This window comes from Flavihumibacter sp. (assembly GCF_036676075.1).
Classification (GTDB): Bacteria; Bacteroidota; Bacteroidia; order Chitinophagales; family Chitinophagaceae; genus Flavihumibacter.
This window is the reverse complement of the sequence record NZ_JAKFDQ010000009.1, coordinates 635,789-654,438: the sequence shown is the minus strand read 5'-3', so window position 1 is coordinate 654,438 and position 18,650 is coordinate 635,789. Positions and strand designations below refer to the sequence as shown.

The 18,650-nt window shown below is 44.8% G+C and carries 14 protein-coding genes; 5 read left to right on the top strand and 9 right to left on the bottom strand.

Annotation, left to right across the window (positions count from 1 at the left end; translation table 11 throughout):
* A partial coding sequence (locus V6M43_RS11585) for an RHS repeat domain-containing protein (RefSeq protein ID WP_332735395.1) occupies positions 1 to 1,087 on the top strand: 1,087 nt, incomplete at its 5' end.
* A 375-nt stretch (positions 1,088 to 1,462) separates the two neighbouring features.
* On the opposite strand, the gene V6M43_RS11580 is transcribed toward V6M43_RS11585, so the two are convergent.
* The 5 genes from V6M43_RS11580 to V6M43_RS11560 form a co-directional block, all read right to left on the bottom strand.
* Positions 1,463 to 2,443 (bottom strand): hypothetical protein, encoded by a 981-nt coding sequence (locus V6M43_RS11580; RefSeq protein ID WP_332735394.1) that lies wholly within the window; start codon positions 2,441 to 2,443, stop codon positions 1,463 to 1,465.
* A 68-nt stretch (positions 2,444 to 2,511) separates the two neighbouring features.
* Positions 2,512 to 2,946, bottom strand: coding sequence for an SsrA-binding protein SmpB (gene smpB / locus V6M43_RS11575; protein WP_332735393.1), 435 nt, complete (start codon positions 2,944 to 2,946; stop codon positions 2,512 to 2,514).
* Between the two features lie 49 nt (positions 2,947 to 2,995).
* Positions 2,996 to 3,910, bottom strand: a complete 915-nt coding sequence (accD, locus tag V6M43_RS11570; protein ID WP_332735391.1) for an acetyl-CoA carboxylase, carboxyltransferase subunit beta — start codon at positions 3,908 to 3,910, stop codon at positions 2,996 to 2,998.
* A 42-nt stretch (positions 3,911 to 3,952) separates the two neighbouring features.
* Positions 3,953 to 5,611 (bottom strand): glucose-6-phosphate isomerase, encoded by a 1,659-nt coding sequence (gene pgi, locus V6M43_RS11565; RefSeq protein WP_332735389.1) that lies wholly within the window; start codon positions 5,609 to 5,611, stop codon positions 3,953 to 3,955.
* A gap of 35 nt (positions 5,612 to 5,646) precedes the next feature.
* Positions 5,647 to 6,663, bottom strand: coding sequence for a threonine aldolase family protein (locus V6M43_RS11560; protein ID WP_332735387.1), 1,017 nt, complete (start codon positions 6,661 to 6,663; stop codon positions 5,647 to 5,649).
* Between the two features lie 350 nt (positions 6,664 to 7,013).
* Between V6M43_RS11560 and smc the strand changes: the two genes are divergently transcribed.
* A complete protein-coding gene (gene smc, locus V6M43_RS11555) occupies positions 7,014 to 10,532 on the top strand; it encodes a chromosome segregation protein SMC (protein WP_332735385.1) in 3,519 nt (1,172 codons plus the stop codon).
* A gap of 243 nt (positions 10,533 to 10,775) precedes the next feature.
* On the top strand, positions 10,776 to 11,105 hold the full coding sequence (locus tag V6M43_RS11550) for a DMT family protein (RefSeq protein WP_332735383.1): 330 nt from the start codon (positions 10,776 to 10,778) through the stop codon (positions 11,103 to 11,105).
* Here the strand turns inward: V6M43_RS11550 and V6M43_RS11545 are convergent, their stop codons facing one another.
* From V6M43_RS11545 to V6M43_RS11530, 4 genes are read right to left on the bottom strand one after another with little or no spacing between them, the layout of a single operon-like run.
* Complete coding sequence (locus V6M43_RS11545; protein ID WP_332735381.1) at positions 11,106 to 12,641, bottom strand: S10 family peptidase; 1,536 nt, start codon at positions 12,639 to 12,641, stop codon at positions 11,106 to 11,108.
* 47 nt (positions 12,642 to 12,688) lie between these two features.
* Entirely contained in the window at positions 12,689 to 13,411 is a 723-nt protein-coding gene (locus V6M43_RS11540; protein WP_332735379.1) for a tRNA1(Val) (adenine(37)-N6)-methyltransferase, read from the bottom strand.
* Between the two features lie 12 nt (positions 13,412 to 13,423).
* Entirely contained in the window at positions 13,424 to 14,425 is a 1,002-nt protein-coding gene (tsaD, locus tag V6M43_RS11535; RefSeq protein WP_332735377.1) for a tRNA (adenosine(37)-N6)-threonylcarbamoyltransferase complex transferase subunit TsaD, read from the bottom strand.
* Between the two features lie 10 nt (positions 14,426 to 14,435).
* Positions 14,436 to 15,677, bottom strand: coding sequence for an ABC transporter permease (locus V6M43_RS11530; RefSeq protein WP_332735374.1), 1,242 nt, complete (start codon positions 15,675 to 15,677; stop codon positions 14,436 to 14,438).
* A gap of 121 nt (positions 15,678 to 15,798) precedes the next feature.
* Between V6M43_RS11530 and V6M43_RS11525 the strand changes: the two genes are divergently transcribed.
* Positions 15,799 to 16,176: a hypothetical protein gene (locus tag V6M43_RS11525; protein ID WP_039129160.1), complete on the top strand. Its 378-nt coding sequence runs from the start codon at positions 15,799 to 15,801 to the stop codon at positions 16,174 to 16,176.
* A 136-nt stretch (positions 16,177 to 16,312) separates the two neighbouring features.
* Positions 16,313 to 18,451 carry an elongation factor G gene (locus V6M43_RS11520; protein ID WP_332735372.1) on the top strand — a complete coding sequence of 713 codons (2,139 nt, stop codon included), beginning with the start codon at positions 16,313 to 16,315 and terminating at the stop codon, positions 18,449 to 18,451.
* Positions 18,452 to 18,650 lie beyond the last annotated feature (199 nt).

The following is an 18,650-nucleotide window of genomic DNA, read 5'->3' as shown; positions in this document are numbered from 1 at the left end:
CAATGCCAAAGCCTACCTGAGCTGGATGTTATTTGATGAGCAGTTCAACTATGTTTCGGCCGATGTTGATCCGGTGGGTGCCGGTAACAAGGAAGTGCACGATAAATTTTTCACCACCAGTCCCGTCAATATAACTAAGAGGGGATATTTGTATATTCATGTCAGCAATGAAAGCAACCTGAGTGTGTTCTTTGACAATCTCGCCGTTACCCATACTCCCGGACCACTGGTAGAAGAAACGCATTACTATCCATTCGGACTCACCATGGCAGGGATATCCTCTAAGGCAGCAGGTAGAATATCGAATAAGAAAAAATTCAATGATGGTAGTGACTTGCAAAGTGCCGAATTTTCTGACGGCAGCGGGTTGGAATGGTATGATGTGAAAGCTAGATATTACGACCCGCAGTTAGGGCGATTCATGCAAATTGACCCCGAGCCAGATGAGGAAGACCAAGAGGGTTGGGTGCCATATCAATATGGGTTAGATAACCCTATTTCGAACAATGATCCCGATGGCAAATTCTGGAATAATGTGGTAGGTGGGCTTGTTGGAGGATTGGTTGAGGTTGGAACACAGCTTATAACTGAGGGGAAAGTAACAAGTTGGGGTGCGGTTGGAGTTGCTACTGTAGAAGGTGCATTGACCTCGGGAGGTAGTGTGGTACGTCGTGCCGTAGTATCTGGTGGAGCTGCTTTAGTTAAAAGTGGTTTAGACTATACAGAGAAAAATGGCAGTATAAAAAATGCCAAAGACGCTGTAAACGTTGCGAAAAATGCAGTTGTTGATAAAGTTGTGGATAAGGTATCTAGGAGGTTAGCTAAAGGTGTTACAGGAAAAGTTCTTCAAAAGCCATTGGCAACTGCTAGCAATAAGGTCATGGTTAGCAAAAATCAGGTAGTTAAAAACTTAAATAGTTCTTTTACTGGAAAACAAAAACAAGCAATTGCAAAAACTATTGTAAATGGGCAGAAAGAAATTTCCAAAAATATAAGAGAAAGCCCTCAAAAAGTATTTGACATAACAACAAAGGGGTTGACAAATCAAAAAGTTGATGAGGTTAAACGGAACACTAATTTGCAATAGCTATGAAATCAAAAATTAGAATTATATTTTTTTTTACTATTTTTTTGTGTGTAGTATTTCGCTTTCAAATAGGTGATTTTTTACTATCCACATTTGGAAGGATTTGTATCGGTAAGGTCACCTCAGAAGTACGTTCTGTTAAGTATGTCAAACCTACCTTTTTATACAGCTTTATAGTAAAAAATGAGAGTTATGTTGGCAACTCAATGATTGCGGATAGTTCACTTATCGGAGATGAAATCTGTATCATATATTTTCCACTAATGCCCTCCTTAAATCGACCTGCGAAGTTTCTAATGAAAGAATGCAATAATAATAATGCCGCTCAATGAGCGGCATTATTATTTACAAAGCATATGATTATTTGGAATGCCACTATTTCACCAACGCAGGCTTCTTCCTGATCCTCACTGTACCATTCTGCTGCAGGTTACTTGTCAGGAAAATTTCCTGGGGATTATCTCCATCATATACTACCATCAAAGCAGTATTGGGAGGGATGCGGCCAAGGTTTTCGGCAAACATGGCCAGGTCATTGTATTCTTTTGTTGGATCCAGCTTGATATAGATAGTTGTTGCTTTAGCTGAAATCATCTGCTTCTCCACAACCGGATTGCCATTCAGGAATACTGAGATGGTATCTCCATCAATATCTCCGTTATCATAAAAGCTTACACGAATGGAATCAGATTTCACCGCCATTTCTGTTGCAACGACAGATTGCCTTTGCTTGAATCGGGTAACCAGTGAATTGTAATTTACTTCAGGCCCCTTTGTTTCTGTTTTTCCGGCTACAGGTTCGGCTGATCTTATCTCCGGACCATCTGCTCCGTCAATAACAATTTTATCATCTAGCGATGGCTGCCATAATTGCTTCACTACCGCAGAACTGATCTCTTCATTCTGCTCAACCAACGAATCTAAAGAGAATAACACCCTCAGCTCCGGACAGGTATACCTGTACTTGGGATCCGAAACAAATGCTCCCCTGATAAAACTCCCAACCTTGGAAACCCTTAGCGTTCCCTCAAAACTCATATTGCAGGTTACCCCGTCAATAGAATTTGATTTATAAAAAGTTACCGGCATCTCGGGAATACTGATCTGCCTGGTCTTGGGATCGTAAGTTCCTTTCACAAAAAAACTCTGGTATCCATTGCGGAAATAGTAACCAAAAATTCCTTCTACTTTGGTACCGTTCTGCTTTACAATAAGTTGTGTAAGATAGTTGTTGAATGTGCCATCCAGCACCACATCGGCTTTTCCATACCAGCTACCCGTCGTCGTTGTTGTGCTCGTTTGGGCACCGGCGCAGAGCGAGAAGAACAACAAGGATATCAGAATTAAACGCTGCATCTTGAAAATTAAGGATTTTAACTATAGCTAATACGGATTTTTACGTGTCTTAGTATTCAGGCAATGATTTATTTTATAAATCGTTTTATATCCCGCTCTACATCACGCTTTTTGATGCTTTCTCTCTTATCGTAGATTTTTTTCCCCTTGCCTAATCCGATCTCCATTTTAGCTATATTTTTCTCTGTGAAAAATATTTTTAATGGCACAATGGTATAACCTTTTTCCTTGATCTTGGATTCCAGTTTTCGCAGCTCTTTTTTATGCAGCAATAACTTTCTCTCCTGGGTGGGCTCATGCCGCTGCGTAGTGCCAAATGCATATTCCGAAATATGCATGCTTTTTACATATAACTCTCCCTTATCAAAAACGCAATAGGCATCATTAAAGCTGACCTTTCCGTTTCGGATTGCTTTCACTTCTGTTCCCACCAGTACCATCCCGGCTATATAGGTGTCTTCAAAATAGTACTCGTGAAATGCTGATCTGTTCTTTAGTTCCACTTTATATGATCAGGGAGGCACTTGTCCTCCCCAGTTTTTTTGATCCTTATTAATTCTTAAATAGTACCAGTAATGTTCCCAGTCTTTGTTTCAGATTTTTTCGGTCGATGATGAAATCCAGAAATCCATGCTCCAACAGAAATTCACTTCGCTGGAATCCTACAGGAAGGTCGCGCTTGATGGTTTCCTTGATCACTCGTGGACCGGCAAATCCAATCAACGCGCCTGGCTCTGCAATATTCAGATCTCCCAACATCCCGAAGGAGGCAGAGATACCACCAAAGGATGGGTCAGTTAAAAAGGAGATATAAGGTATTTTAGCATCTGTTAATTGAGATAATTTCCCGGATACCTTTGCCAGTTGCATAAGCGAAAATGCACTTTCCATCATCCGCGCTCCACCTGATTTACAAATGATCATCAACGGCAATTTATGTTCAAGGCAATAATCTACCGCCCTTGAAATCCTTTCTCCCATCACGCTTCCCAATGATCCACCGATGAATTCAAAATCCATACACGCAACCACCATGCCGCTTCCATTGATGTTTCCCGCGGCTACCCTTATTGAATCTGTTATATCTGTTTTACTCCAGATCTCATTGAGTCTTTTCTCATAAGATTTAAGATCTGTAAAATGCAGGAAGTCCTTTGATCTTATATTCTCGAACATCACCTCAAAAGCACCATCGTCAAATAGAATATCAAAATATTCATCACTTCCTATGCGATGGTGGTAATTGCACTTGGGACATACAAAGAGATGCTCCCGCAATTCGTTCATGGTGCAGATATAATTACACTCCGGACATTTGGTCCACAGACCCTCAGGGGTCTCTTTTTTGTCGGCGGTACTGGTAAGAATTCCTTTCTTGATGCGCTTGAACCAGCTGCTCTTGGTCTCCTCTGTTTGTCCCTCTTCTCCGGCCAGGTTTGCATCAAAATCTTCTTCGTGTTGTGCCATGCTCCGTTTGATTTTGGCGGCTAAGATAAGAAACCTGAATGATTACTGCCCTCGCATATGCTTGAAAGCATTTATCAGCCCATTTGTAGAGCTATCATGGCCCTGCACTTTCTCATCTCCACCTAATTCAGGTAATATTTTATTGGCGAGTTGCTTGCCCAATTCCACTCCCCACTGGTCAAAACTATATATGTTCCATATAACGCCCTGCACGAATATCTTGTGTTCGTACATGGCAATGAGTTGTCCAAGTGCAAAGGGATCGATCTCCTTCACCAAAATAGAATTGGTAGGCCTGTTTCCGGTAAATGCTTTAAAGGGAACAAGTTCATCCACCTTGGTGCTATCCATTCCAGCTTTAACTAATTCAGCCTTTGCCTCTTCACTTGTTTTGCCATTCATCAGCGCCTCCGTCTGCGCGAAGAAATTTGACATCAGTTTCTGGTGATGGTCGCCCACAGGGTTCTGGCTGATAGCCGGGGCTATAAAGTCGCAGGGTATAATGGGTGTGCCCTGGTGTATCAGTTGATAAAAAGCATGCTGACCGTTGGTGCCGGGTTCACCCCAGATAACCGGACCGGTGCTATAATTAACGCGCTGCCCGTTGCGGTCAACCGATTTGCCATTACTCTCCATATTGCCCTGCTGGAAATAGGCCGCAAAGCGGTGCATATACTGATCATAGGGGAGGATGGCCTCCGTTTGGGTGCCGAAGAAATTGGTATACCAGATGCCCGTCAATGCCAGCAGCACAGGAATATTCTGCTCAAAGGGAGTGTTGCGGAAATGCTGATCCATTTTGTTGGCGCCTGCCAGTAGCGAATGAAAATGATCATATCCTACCGTTAACGCTATTGATAGTCCGATGGCACTCCAGAGTGAATATCTTCCGCCTACCCAATCCCAGAACCCGAACATATTCTCCTTCTCTATCCCAAATGCCACTACCGCTTTTTCGTTGGTTGATAAGGCGGCAAAATGTTTGGCCACATGCGCTTCATCACCCGCCGTTTTGAGGAACCATTCCCTTGCAGTGAGTGCATTGGTCATGGTCTCCTGCGTGGTAAAGGTCTTGGATGCAACCAGAAATAATGTTTGCTCCGGATCTACTTTTTTCAGCGTCTCTACTATATGCGTTCCATCAACATTGGATACAAAGAAGGGCTGGATGCCATCCACCCAATAATGCTTTAATGCCTCGGTTACCATCAGCGGTCCAAGGTCACTTCCTCCTATACCGATATTTACAATATAACGGATAGGTTTACCCGTAAATCCTTTCCACTCACCACTGTGCACCTTTGCACAGAAAGCCTTCATTTTTGTAAGCACATCCCTCACTTCAGGCATCACATCTTTTCCTTCGGTGCTAACAGATTGGTCGGTTAGGTTGCGCAGGGCGGTATGTAATACAGCCCGACCTTCGGTATGGTTAATTAGATCACCTCCAAACATCGCCTCGATGCCATCTTTTAACCTGCACTCATCGGCAAGCTGAAGCAGGATCTGCCTTGTTTTTTCGGTGATAATATTTTTCGAGAGGTCAACCAGCAGGTTGTCCATGCAATAGGAAAACTTGCTGAATCTTTCCGGATCATCCTTAAAGAGCTGGCGCATATGCACCTGTTTCATCTCCGTGTCATAATGCTGTTGCAGCGCCTGCCAGGCCTTGGTGGTGGTTGGGTTAACAGTAGGTAACATTCTTGTTGATTTGCTTGCGGGCGTAAATTTAGGAATTATAGACCATCGATAACGGAAAGCAGCTTCGCCACCATTTCATCATTTACATCAAGATGGGTTACCATCCTGATCTGTGCAGGTGATATTGCCATGCAGTGTATATCGAAATGTCTGAGAGTATCTGCAAGACTGGCAGCAGTAAATCTTCCCTTCACCCCAAATATCAGGATATTGGTCTCTACTGGCATGATCTCTCCAACAAAGTCTTTGCCTGCAAGTTTTGCTGCTATCTGTTTCGCATGATCATGATCTTCTTTCAACCGCTCTATATTATTTTCAAGGGCATAGATACCCGAAGCAGCCATAAAGCCCGCCTGCCGCATGCCACCGCCAAATACTTTTCGCACCCTGCGTGCCTGTTTGATAAAGGCAGCTGATCCCACCAGTATACTGCCCATCGGACAGCCGAGTCCCTTATTGAGGCAAATGGAAATACTATCAAAAACTTCCCCATAGGCTGTAGGCTTCTGACCGGTTGCTACAAGGGCATTGAAAAGCCTGGCTCCATCAAGGTGATACTTCAACCCGTTGATAGTGCAAACCTGCGAAATGGCAACTATATCATTCCAGTCATAACAGGATCCGCCACCGCGGTTGCTGGTATTCTCCAGGCAAACAAGGGAGGTGCGGGCTTTATGCACATCATCAGGATTGATGGCCGTTACCACCTGCTCGGCTTTTATACGCCCATTTACTCCAGCGATGGCCTTTACCTGGGCACCTGAGTTGAAAGCGATTCCGCCGCCCTCATATATATATACATGGGCCTGCTGTTCGCAGATCAGTTCATCGCCGGGCTGGGTATGCACCTTAATGGCGATCTGGTTGCTCATGGTTCCTGAGGGACAATAAAGCGCTGCTTCCTTTCCGAACATCCTGGCGGCCATAGCTTCCAGCCGGTTCACGGTGGGGTCTTCCTGAAAAACATCATCGCCCACTTCTGCCTGCATGATAGCATTGAGCATCGCCGGCGTAGGGCGGGTGAAGGTGTCTGAACGTAATTCGATTCTCATGGCGCAAATATAGGAGTAAGGAAGATTGCCCTGATATCTGGGAGAAAGTATGCTTATAGTGCCTTGAAAGACGTAAGATAAACGTAGGATAAACGTAGGATAGTCTTTTTAGAGTGAGTTGGTAGTAAGTAGATTCTGCTGTCGGAAAGCCTGTAGAAATAAATAGAAAAAATATCAAGTGATTGTTTTTGAAAGCTTTACATTAATATTTGCCTTATTAAAGGCATATAATCATGGGCAGGGTATATCCCTGTGTATAAATCGTGGGCAATAATCCCCGGGCATTTGATGGTAGAGCCTATCTTGTTGAAGCCAATCCATATATTTGCTTCCCTCTAAAATTGGAAAAAGTGCGCTTAAAGAGTTTAGAAATAAAAGGTTTTAAAAGTTTTGCTGATAAAACGGTGGTCCACTTTGACCAGAACATCACTGGTATTGTTGGACCAAACGGTTGCGGCAAGAGCAATATCATTGACAGTATCCGCTGGGTTATTGGTGAGCAGAAGATCAGCCAGCTTCGTTCGGAGAATCTGGAGAGCCTGGTATTCAACGGATCGAGAACACGTTCCGCTTCAGGACTTGCAGAGGTTAGCCTCACCTTTGAGAATACAAAAAATCTACTGCCTACTGAATTCAATACCGTTACCATCACCCGTAAATTTTATAAAAGCGGTGAAAGTGAATACCGGCTCAATGATGTAAGCTGCCGCCTCAAGGATATCCAGAATTTATTCATGGATACAGGTGTGAGTACCGACTCATACAGTATCATTGAGTTGGGAATGGTGGATGACCTGATCAAGGATAAAGAGAATAGTCGCCGCCGCATGCTCGAACAGGCTGCCGGTATATCTATCTATAAAACCCGAAAAAAAGAAGCCCGCCAGAAGCTTGATGCTACTGAGCAGGACCTCGCCAGGATCGAAGACCTTTTGTTTGAGATCAACAACCAGCTCAAGACCCTGGAGAACCAGGCTAAGAAGGCAGAGAAATACTACGAGATCAAAAAAGATTACCGCGAGCTTTCCATCGAACTTGCAAAAGCGGCGCTGGAAGGTTTTAACGTGACCTACAGAGAGCTGAATGAGCAGACCGCTGCCGAAACCGACAGGAGGTTTCAACTGGAAGCAGTGATTGCACAGGAAGAAGCTGCCATTGAACAGGAAAAGGTTGGATTCATTGAAAAGGAACGTGCTCTCCAAAGCATGCAACATGAATTCAATGACCTTCTGCAGGTATTGCGCAGTAAAGAGAATGACAAAAACCTTGCCTCACAGCGACTGAACTTTTTGCAGGAGAAAGAAAGCAGTCTGCAGGAATTCCTCCAGAAAAGCGAGGGACAACTCAAGGGACTGGAAGAGAGCATTGCTTTCACCGGTCAGCAGGTTAAAGAAGAAGAAGGCAAGCTGGAGACATTTGAAAACCAGCTCGACGAATATAAGTCTGCCGTTGAAGAAAAGCGATCGATCTTTGATCAGCAACGGTCAGCAGTAGACGCAATCAGATCAGAGAACCTGCAGATCCAGCGTAACCAGTTTGAGGCAGAGAAAAAAGTTGCCGTTGCAGATACTTCTATCCAAAACTTACAGCGCACCATCCACCAGTTGGAAGAAGAGCGTGAGGCTAGAGGTAGCCAGTTACGACAGCTGGAAGAGGAGCGGAGCTTCAAGGACCAGGAACTGGAATCAAAACAAAAAGACCTGCAGCAATTGCAGGAGCATCACGAGCGTACCAAGGAGCAGATCCTTCATACACAGGGTGAGCTTGAAATCCTGCGCCAGCAGCTTGCAGAAGAGAGCCGGAAATTTGACTCACGTAAGAACGAACATGATCTCCTGAAGAGCCTGATAGACTCCATGGAAGGTTATCCCGAGAGTGTAAAATTCCTGCACAATAATCCCAACTGGAACCATACAGCACCCATTCTTTCCGATATCATTTATGTAAAGGAAGAATTTCGCGCTGCAGTTGAAAATGTGCTGGAACCATACCTGAACTATTATGTAGTGAACAACCTGCAGGAAGGTCTGCAGGCAGTACACCTGCTTGATGATAATAAAAAGGGCAAGGCGAATTTCTTCCTGCTCGATAAATTCAATGAGCCGGTTGCAGATAGTCACCAGCCTTCGGGAACTATTCCCGCTATGACGGTGATAGAAGTGGATGGACAATTCCGCCAGCTTGCCGAGCATCTGTTGGGCAATGTATTTATTGCTGAGGATGAGTCGGCAATGGAGAACAGCAACGGAGCCGTGGTGCTGGAAAAAACAGGTAAATATGTAAAGGGAAAATATTCTCTTACCGGTGGTAGCGTGGGATTGTTTGAGGGAAAGAAAATCGGTCGGGCCAAGAACCTGGAGAAATTACATGAGCAGATCGTAGTTCAGGAAAAAGTAGTAAATGATCTGAAGGCAGAGATCCAGCTAAAACATAATGAAGTAATTGGTTTCAATGAGCAGCTGAAAGAGCAGGCCATCAAGCAAACGCAGCAGGAGATCAATAATTTCACCAACCAGGTATTTGCCTTGCAGAACAAGATCGAGAACCTGCATGCGCAGCAGGGTAGCAGCCGCAACAGGCTGGAAGATCTGCAACAACAACTGGAAGCAACGCAGTCGAGCATTTCCGGCACGCGAAATGACCTGGCCACCTTATTACAGCTTATTGAAGAAACCGGAATAAAACTCCTGGATGTAGAAGCCGGCTATAAAGCCGCCGAACAGGATTATAGCAGTGCCAACGCTGTGTACAATGAATTCAACCTGAACTTTACCCGTCAGCAGAGCCGGATCAATTCCCTTCGCCAGGAACTGGTATTTAAGAACAACCAGCTCAATGACCTGAACCTGCAGGTTGAAACAAATAAGAGCCAGTTAAAGCAGACAGTTGAAAGTATAAGCGAAAGCGCTGACCTTCTTTCACAGGCAGAGAGTGGATTGTTTGAACTGCTGAAGAAAAAAGAAGAAGATGAAAAGGTTCTCAATGAAACGGACCAGGCATATTATAATATGCGTAACAAGCTCAATGAGAAAGAGAGCGACCTAAGACATAAGGTTAAAGAGAAGGAACAGCTGGAGCAATTGCTGGGTGGTATCAAGGATCGCCTCAATGAACTTAAACTGCAACTGGCCGGAATGAAGGAACGTCTTCAGGTAGAGTTCAGGATCAACCTCGATGATATCATCGACCAGCCAAGATCTACCGAAACGCCGGTGGAGGAATTGCAGGAGAGATCAGAAAAAATGAAGAAGCGGCTCGAGAACCTGGGTGAAGTGAATCCTACGGCCATTGAGGCCTTCACGGAAATGAAAAAACGTTACGAGTTCATCCTCGAACAAAAGAATGACCTGGTAACCGCTAAGGAAAGTCTGCTGCAAACAATTGCTGAAGTGGAGAGTACTGCAAACCAGAAATTTCTTGAGACCTTTAACCAGGTCAAAGAGAATTTCATACGTGTATTCAAAGCCTTGTTTACGGAAGAAGATCAATGCGACCTCATACTGGAGAATCCAGAAAACCTTGCAGAAACGGGAATCGATATCATTGCCAAACCCAAAGGGAAGCGCCCATCATCCATCACGCAATTAAGTGGAGGAGAAAAAACGCTTACAGCAACAGCACTGCTCTTTGCCATCTACCTGATCAAACCAGCACCGTTCTGTATACTTGATGAAGTTGATGCGCCGCTGGATGATGCCAACGTTGGCAAATTCACGAATATGATCAGACGCTTTAGTGAAGAAAGCCAGTTCATCATTGTAACGCACAACAAAATGACCATGGGTTCTGTAGATGCCATTTATGGTGTTACCATGCAGGAGCCCGGAGTAAGTAAACTGGTACCGGTTGATTTCAGAAGCCTGAATTAAATTTCAGGTAATATGAAAAAAACATATATTGCATACCCGCTACATTATTAGTAACCGTCCATTTTTTATAAGCACTGCCGTAAGGTGGTGCTTTTTCATTTCAGAAAAGTAGATTTACGATTGCATAAGCCAGCATGGCATATTACTTTAGCCGCAGAGGTTGCAAATCTTGTATCAACAAGTAGAAACCGGTCGTCTGGGCGATCGGTTTTCTTTTTATTTTCACTGCTTAGATTTTGATATATGCGAACCATCCTCCTCCTGCTGGCCTCTAATGTATTTATGACCATCGCCTGGTATGGGCACTTAAAACACAAGGGCCTTGCGCTATGGCAGGCAATATTGATTGCCTGGGGAATAGCATTTTTCGAGTATTGCCTCATGGTGCCTGCCAACCGGATGGGTTATGCAAACGGTTTCAGCGGTTTCCAGTTAAAGATGACCCAGGAAGTTATTACACTGGTAGTATTCGCCGTTTTTGCTGTCCTGTATTTGAAGGAACCACTAAGATGGAATTACCTCGTGAGTTTTGCCTTTCTACTGGGAGCAGTTTATTTCATGTTTAAGAAATGATCAGTACCTGGCAGGATCACCTTGCCTGGGAGTTGACTTCAAAATAAACTGCCTGATATCTTCATTGCTCTTTTGAAGATCCTCCTTACGCAGGTACATCATATGACCACTGCGATAACCTTCCCAGCTCATCCTTGAACTTAGCTTACCACCGGGATCCATTTGCCACATGTTATACTTGGCATTGAAATAATCACAGGCGCCATCATAATATCCGGATTGCACCAATACATGCAGGTAAGGATTTTCTGCCATGGCCTTACGAAGATTTTCACCGGTCTTATCATTCGTCCTGTCCCATGGATGTACGGGTCCAAACATATTATACTTGAAATCGGTTTTGTACTTAAGCTCTTCGCGCAGGTACATATTGATGGCTGGGGTAAAAGAATGTAACCATGAATTCAGTTCGGCATTAAAATCAGGCCTGTCGCCCGCGTCCTGTTTGTCGAGCCCTATGTAACGCGAGTCGAGCCGCCCGATCGTTTGCCCTTTCTCCCTCAATAATTCTTTCCAGAAATAATTCAGTGGCACATCAAGGTTATGTTGCAGAATAACTGATTCCGACAATCCCGAATACCTTGCCATCTTAGCGGCAATATTCTTCTTTTCTGCCGCCGGTAGCATACTGCCCTTATTGATGGCCGTTAGTAGTTCATTCATGGTGAATTGCTCCACTTCGGGTAACATGTCAGTGAGGTCCTTTGCCTGCAGATCGGCCGGCAACTTTTTATGGTACCAGGCTGTGGCGGCAAAATAGGGGAGACGTAAAGCCGCGTCAGTAGCAGTACCTCTCTCAATTCCCAACTCAGTTGGTGAAACGAGAATCACACCATTTAAATAGGTCCACTGTGATTCCTGCATGGCGAGTGCCAATCCCGATACCCTGGTGGTACCATAACTCTCACCAATAAGGTATTTAGGAGAAGCCCAGCGATTATATCTCGACAAAAAACCATTTATCCATTCCGCCAGGTATTTAATATCTGCATTCACCCCGAAAAAGTTGGCCCTGGGTGTTTCTTTATTTACAATCCTTGAGAAACCTGTATTCACGGGATCGATGAAAACGATATCCGCCACATCCAGTATGCTGTAGGGATTATCCTTGAAGCCATAGGGCTGAACGGGGTAGCCTTCGTCATCTATCTTCAATATGCGTGGCCCGGTATAGGCAAGATGCATCCATACCGATGCGGAACCCGGACCACCATTGAAGGAGATCACCAGCGGCCTTGTACTGCGGTCTTTGAGATCTGTCCGCTCATAATAAGTGTAGAATAATCCCGCTACCGTTTTACCATCTTCATCCCAAACCGGCATTGTTCCTGCGATAGCTTTGTAGGGGATGGCCTTCCCCTTCACGTTAACAACGCTGGTGGTGGTTACTGCATCATCGGGATTAAATACCAGGCTTGAACCATGCGGTTTTTCCTCTTTTGGTGCGGCTGCTGGGGCCGGTGTATTTCTCGGTTGTGCATGGATGGTTTGGAAGATCACTGCGCTGATGGTCAGCAGGCAAAATATTTTCTTCATAAATCTGTTTTGGGCTTATAACCGAATGTAATAATATTTCCACTATGCTAAAGGTGGAGATAATAGGGTTGGAGAAGTTGTACAAATTCAGGTGAATAGTGGTCGCCATTCCTGATATGGATTTTTTCCACTGAAGCAGTAGCCGCACGATTTCTGAAAATGAACATCACCCTGAAAGCCGAATGCTTCATGGACTGGTGAACATCAGCAATATAACAGGGATGCATACCTGATTCAGCCGCGAGTTGCTCAGCCTGCACTTTTCTATGTGCCGGAAGCAGGAGTGCGAAATAACCTTCATGTGCCAGCAGCAAGGCGGCGATCCGGAACAATTCACGAAGATCGAGCAATGATTCATGACGGGCAAGGTTCCTGCCTCGCCCGCTTGCTTTCAGGTCATTCTCAAAGAAAGGGGGATTCGATATGATGAGATCATATTTACCGGCAGTTGAACTGAACGATCTTATGTCTGCATGCACTGCCGAGAGACTTGCTACCCATGGACTATCCTTAAAATTTCCGGCCGACTGCTCAAAGGCATCCTTATCCATTTCAACAGCATCAATTTTAAGAGAAAGTTGCTGCGCCAGCATCAGACTTAATAGTCCGGTTCCTGTTCCAATATCCAGTCCCGGGGCGTTTGCTGTATGTAAGGGATTCATTTTAGCTGCAACCCATGCTCCGAAAACACAGGCATCGGTGCAAACCTTCATGGCTGTTCGCTCCTGGTGAACGGTGAATTGCTTGAATTGGAAATAAGTATTTGCCATGCCCCTGCTATTTTACCAGGTTGCTCTTGCGCTTGGTACAGCAGAGAGATCGGCGAAGTCGCCATCCAGGAATTTATAATAGGCTGTCATGGCAATCATAGCTGCATTATCGGTACAATACTGGGGAGACGGATAATAGGTATGCCATCCATATTTATTACCGGCTTCCTTTAAGGCGCTGCGGAGTTCACTGTTGGAAGAAACACCTCCCGCTAGGCATATCTCTTTGATACCGGTTTCGACGGCCGCTTTTTTTAGTTTGTTCAACAGGATCGTTACGATCCTGCGCTGGATGGAGGCACAGATATCGGGTAATCTCTCTTCTATGAAATTCGGATTCTGGCGCTGGTGCTCCTGCAAAAAATAAAGGATTGAGGTCTTCAATCCGCTGAAGCTGAAATTCAAGCCGGGTATCTGTGGCTCAGGAAATATGAATGCTTTGGGATTACCTTGCTTTGAATAGCTGTCTATCAATGGACCACCGGGGTAGGGTAGTCCAAGTATTTTCGCTGATTTATCAAAAGCTTCGCCGGCTGCATCATCAATTGTTTCACCGATAACATTCATAATGGTAGGTGATTCGCATAGCACGATCTGCGTATGTCCGCCACTAACGGTTAAACAAAGAAAGGGGAAAGAAGGGGATGGCTCATCAATGAGATTGGCGATAACATGTGCCTGCATGTGATGAACAGGAATCAGCGGCTTATTTAATGCCAGGGCCATGGAGCGGGCAAACTGTGCACCTACCAGCAAGGCTCCGATCAGTCCCGGTGCCTGGGTAAAAGCAATACCATCAAGTGAATCCATTTCAACGCCAGCCATCTTCATGGCCTGGTCAACCACGGGAACAATATGCTGCATATGCGCCCGGCTGGCGAGTTCAGGAACAACTCCGCCATAGGACTCATGCACTTTCTGGGAGGCTATAATATTAGAAAGGATCCTTCCCTCACGACACACCGACGCGGCTGTTTCATCACAGGAAGATTCTATAGCGAGGATTGTAATCATTTTTGAAAAACTATTTACTCCTGATAGCAACAACCGGATCCATTTTAGCGGCGATGGAAGCAGGGATAATTCCAGCTAAAATTCCTACCACTATACATATAGATACTGCTATCACCATTATATCAACTGAAATGAAGATGGGGAAGCCCAGCAATTTGGAGAATACCTGGGTAAGAATAAATACCAGCAATAATCCGATCATCCCACCCATGATACAGAGGAAGGCTGATTCCATCAGGAACTCCAGCAAGATGGTTCCTTTTTTGGCACCAATTGCCTTTTTTAGACCGATCTGGCTGGTTCTTTCCCTTACGGTTACGAACATGATATTGGCCACGCCAAACATCCCAACTACCAGTGATAATACGGCAATGAAAAATCCACCCATATTGATTCCTGCAAAAATACCGGAAGCAAATTCACCGAAAGCATCCACATCATTGAGCGAAAAATTTTCAAGCTGTTGTGGCTTGAGTTTACGGATGGAGCGCATGGCACCCATCGTTTCATCTCTTAGTGCTGCCATAGGGATATTCTCCTTTCCCTGCAACATCAGCACGGGCTGACTTGATTCTTCCCGCACAAGTGTTTTCATGAAAGAATATGGAATGATCAGGCTGTTATCGAATTCCCAGCCCCCGATTATACTTGATCCCTGCTTCTTGATGAGGCCGATCACCAAAACCTGGCGGTCATATAGTTGTATGATTCTTCCCACAGCCAGTTCTGCTCTTCCAAATAACTCTTCTGCAACTTTAGAACCAATGACGCCGTGATTACTTGCAAAATCAAAGTCGGACTGTTGGAGATAACGACCATCGATAACGCTGATCGACTGGATATTAGAGAAATCTTCAGTTATTCCATATATCCGTACATTCTCCAGCTTCTGATCTTCAAACTCTATTTTATCCATCCGCTGAAGCGCAAAAGCCACATTGGAGGCTTCAGGGACAGCTTTCTTTAACAGCGAAAGTTCCTCAAATTTCGGCGTTGGCCTGTTTACAAGTTTCCAATAAGGAACCTGGCCACTATAATCCCATTTATCAATGAAAATGGTATTGCTACCCAGCGCTTTAATATCCTTCTGAACATTGGCTTCCAGGCTGTTGACAGTGGCCAGAACACCTATGATACAAAATATTCCTATCGTGATGCCAAAAAGGGATAAAAATGTCCGTAATTTGTTGGAGCGGAACTCATCAAGTGCCATTTTCAGACCGGTTCCCAGGATTTCAAGAGATCTGCGCATTCGTCAAAAATACTGTATTGTTATTCATTTTTTTCGCGAAAACTGTCTTAAATTAGAATTGATTTTAACCAGCCCTCAAACTATCATTCGGAAATTATTTCTTCACTTAAATATAATTCCAATGGTTACTACAGACATTTCCCAATTGGCCGGAGAGTGTTCAACCTGGAGAAACACCCTCCGCGATCAGAGAAGCAACTTCTCTTCACTCAATGAAAAGCTCCAGCAACTCTCTACCAACCTCCAGGACCGAAACCAACTCACCGACCTGGAACATCTACAAAACCAGTTTTACATTCAGCAAATCAACATTCACGATTTGAAGCATGCCATCAAAGAGCATGAACGGATCGCGGAATGGGAGATCTCCCAGAAGGGGCAGGTAACGGATGCCACCTGGTCGGCGCATGAAGATCTGCACTCGCAGTTCGAACAGCTACAGGGCACCTTACAGCAGGTGCAGGGAGAGTTTAAACAGTTTGTCGGCAAGATGCAATAAACAAATTTTAATTGCTGATTGATGATTGCTGGTTGCTGAACGACAACAGTAATCTATTGGCGGCTACAGTGAAGTACCGCAGACCGATCCATCATACAATCAGAGATCAGCAATCCTCAATCTTCAATTATTTTTTATGTCGGCCGAATTTGATACCAACCATGTAAAAAATATCGTCTTGCTTGGCCATGCCGGTTCAGGTAAGACCTCATTAGCGGAGAGCATGCTTTTTGAAGCAGGACTCATTCCACGCCGCGGCTCAGTTGCCGCGGGCACAACCACGGGCGATTACCATGAACTTGAACAGGCCCGTGGAAATAGTATTTTCTCCAAACTCATGCACAGTAAATGGCGCGGCTATAAGATCAATATCCTCGACACCCCGGGATATGATGATTTTGCCGGTGAGGTGATCTCTGCACTTCGTGTAGCCGATACCGGTGTAATGTTACTCAATGCTTCCATGGGCGTTGAAGTAGGCACTGATATCATCTGGCAATACACCGAACAGTTCAAGACGCCAATGATATTTGCCGTTAACCAGCTCGATCATGAGCAGGCTGATTATGACAAAACAGTTCAGCAGGCCAAAGAACATTTCGGATCCAAGATCGTGGTGGTGCAGTATCCTGTGCAACAGGGCGCAGGTTTCCACGAGATCATTGACGTACTCCGCATGACCCTTTACAAATTCCACGATAGTGGTGGAAAGCCCGAGAAGCTTCCCATTCCTGATGCTGAAAAAGAAAAAGCAGAACGCCTCCACAAAGAACTGGTGGAAGCTGTTGCCAGCAATGACGAGACCCTCATGGAACATTATTTTGATAAGGGTGAACTGGATGAAGATGAAATGAAGGAAGGCATGAAGAAAGCGATGATCAATCACGATCTCTTTCCCTTATTCTGCTTGTCGGCCGAACGCAATATGGGCAGTGGCCGCCTGATGGGTTTCATCGATAATGTTTGTCCCTCCGCCAACGAAATGCCTCCCCAAAAAACGCTGAAGGGTAGCACACTTCCATGTGATGCATCTGGTCCCACCTGCATCTTTGTTTACAAAACAGTTACAGAACCCCATGTAGGCGAGATGTCCTTTTTCAAAGTGTATTCAGGTGTGGTGAAATCAGGAATGGAACTGGTAAATGAAAACACCAATGTTTCTGAAAAGATCAACCAGTTATTTATTGTGGAAGGAAACAAGCGCACCAATGTGAATGAGCTAAGTGCCGGTGATATAGGGGCTACTTTGAAGCTTCGCAACACGCATGTTAACAATACACTCCATGAAAAAGGAAAAGATATTGAACTGGTTCCTATATCCTTTCCACCTCCTAATATGAGCATGGCCATTGAGCCGGTGAATAAAGGAGAAGAAGATAAACTTTCGCAGGCATTGCACCAGTTGGTGGATGAAGATCCAACCGTGAAAGTGGAGATCTCTCCCGAACTAAAGCAAACCATCATCCATTGCCAGGGTGATATGCATCTTGCAGTGATCAAATGGAAGATAGAGCATCTGGCAAAAATTGAGGTTCGTTTTATCCGACCAAAAATCGCCTACCGTGAAACCATCCGTAAAAGCGCTGATGCACAGTACAGGCATAAAAAACAATCGGGTGGGGCAGGACAGTTTGGGGAAGTGCATATGCGGATAGAACCTTTCACTGAGGGGATGCCCGAGCCTGCGGGATTGAACGTTCGCGGCCGTGAGACCCATGATTTGCCATGGGGTGGTAAACTGGTATACTATAATTGTATAGTAGGAGGTGCTATTGATGTGCGTTTCCTTCCTTCCATTATGAAAGGGGTGATGGAAAAAATGCAGGAAGGTCCGCTTACCGGCAGTTATGTTCGTGACATCAGGGTAAGTGTATTTGATGGTAAAATGCACCCGGTTGATTCCAACGATATTTCCTTCAAGCTGGCGGGATTACAGGCTTTCCGGCAGGCATTCCGCGAGGCAGATCCACAACTGCTGGAACCTATTTATAAACTGGAGGTAATGTGTCCCGAAGACCTTACCGGTGCTGTTATGGGTGACCTGCAGACCAGAAGGGCGCTTGTGGAAGGCATGGAAACAGAGGGACAGTTTTCTAAGATCACGGCTAAGGTTCCGATAGCAGAAATGTTCGAGTATTCATCATCGTTACGCTCTATAACCCAGGGCAGGGCTAAGTTCAAAATGGACTTCGACAGTTATGTTGTTGTTCCATATGAACTCCAGAAAAAACTGACTGAGGATTATAATAAGCATGCGGTGATGGAAGAAGCCTAGGGAGGTAAGAATTAAGAGGTAAGAGGTAAGATTTACGTGGGGGATGTACTGCGGTTTTTTGGAGAATGAGAGTGCAGCATCCAATACTAATTCTTACATCTTACCTTAATTCTTACCTCTTACCTCTTACCTCTTACCTGTTAGGTCCTCTTACCTCTTACCTCTTACCTCTTACATCTTACCTCTTACCTGTTAGGTC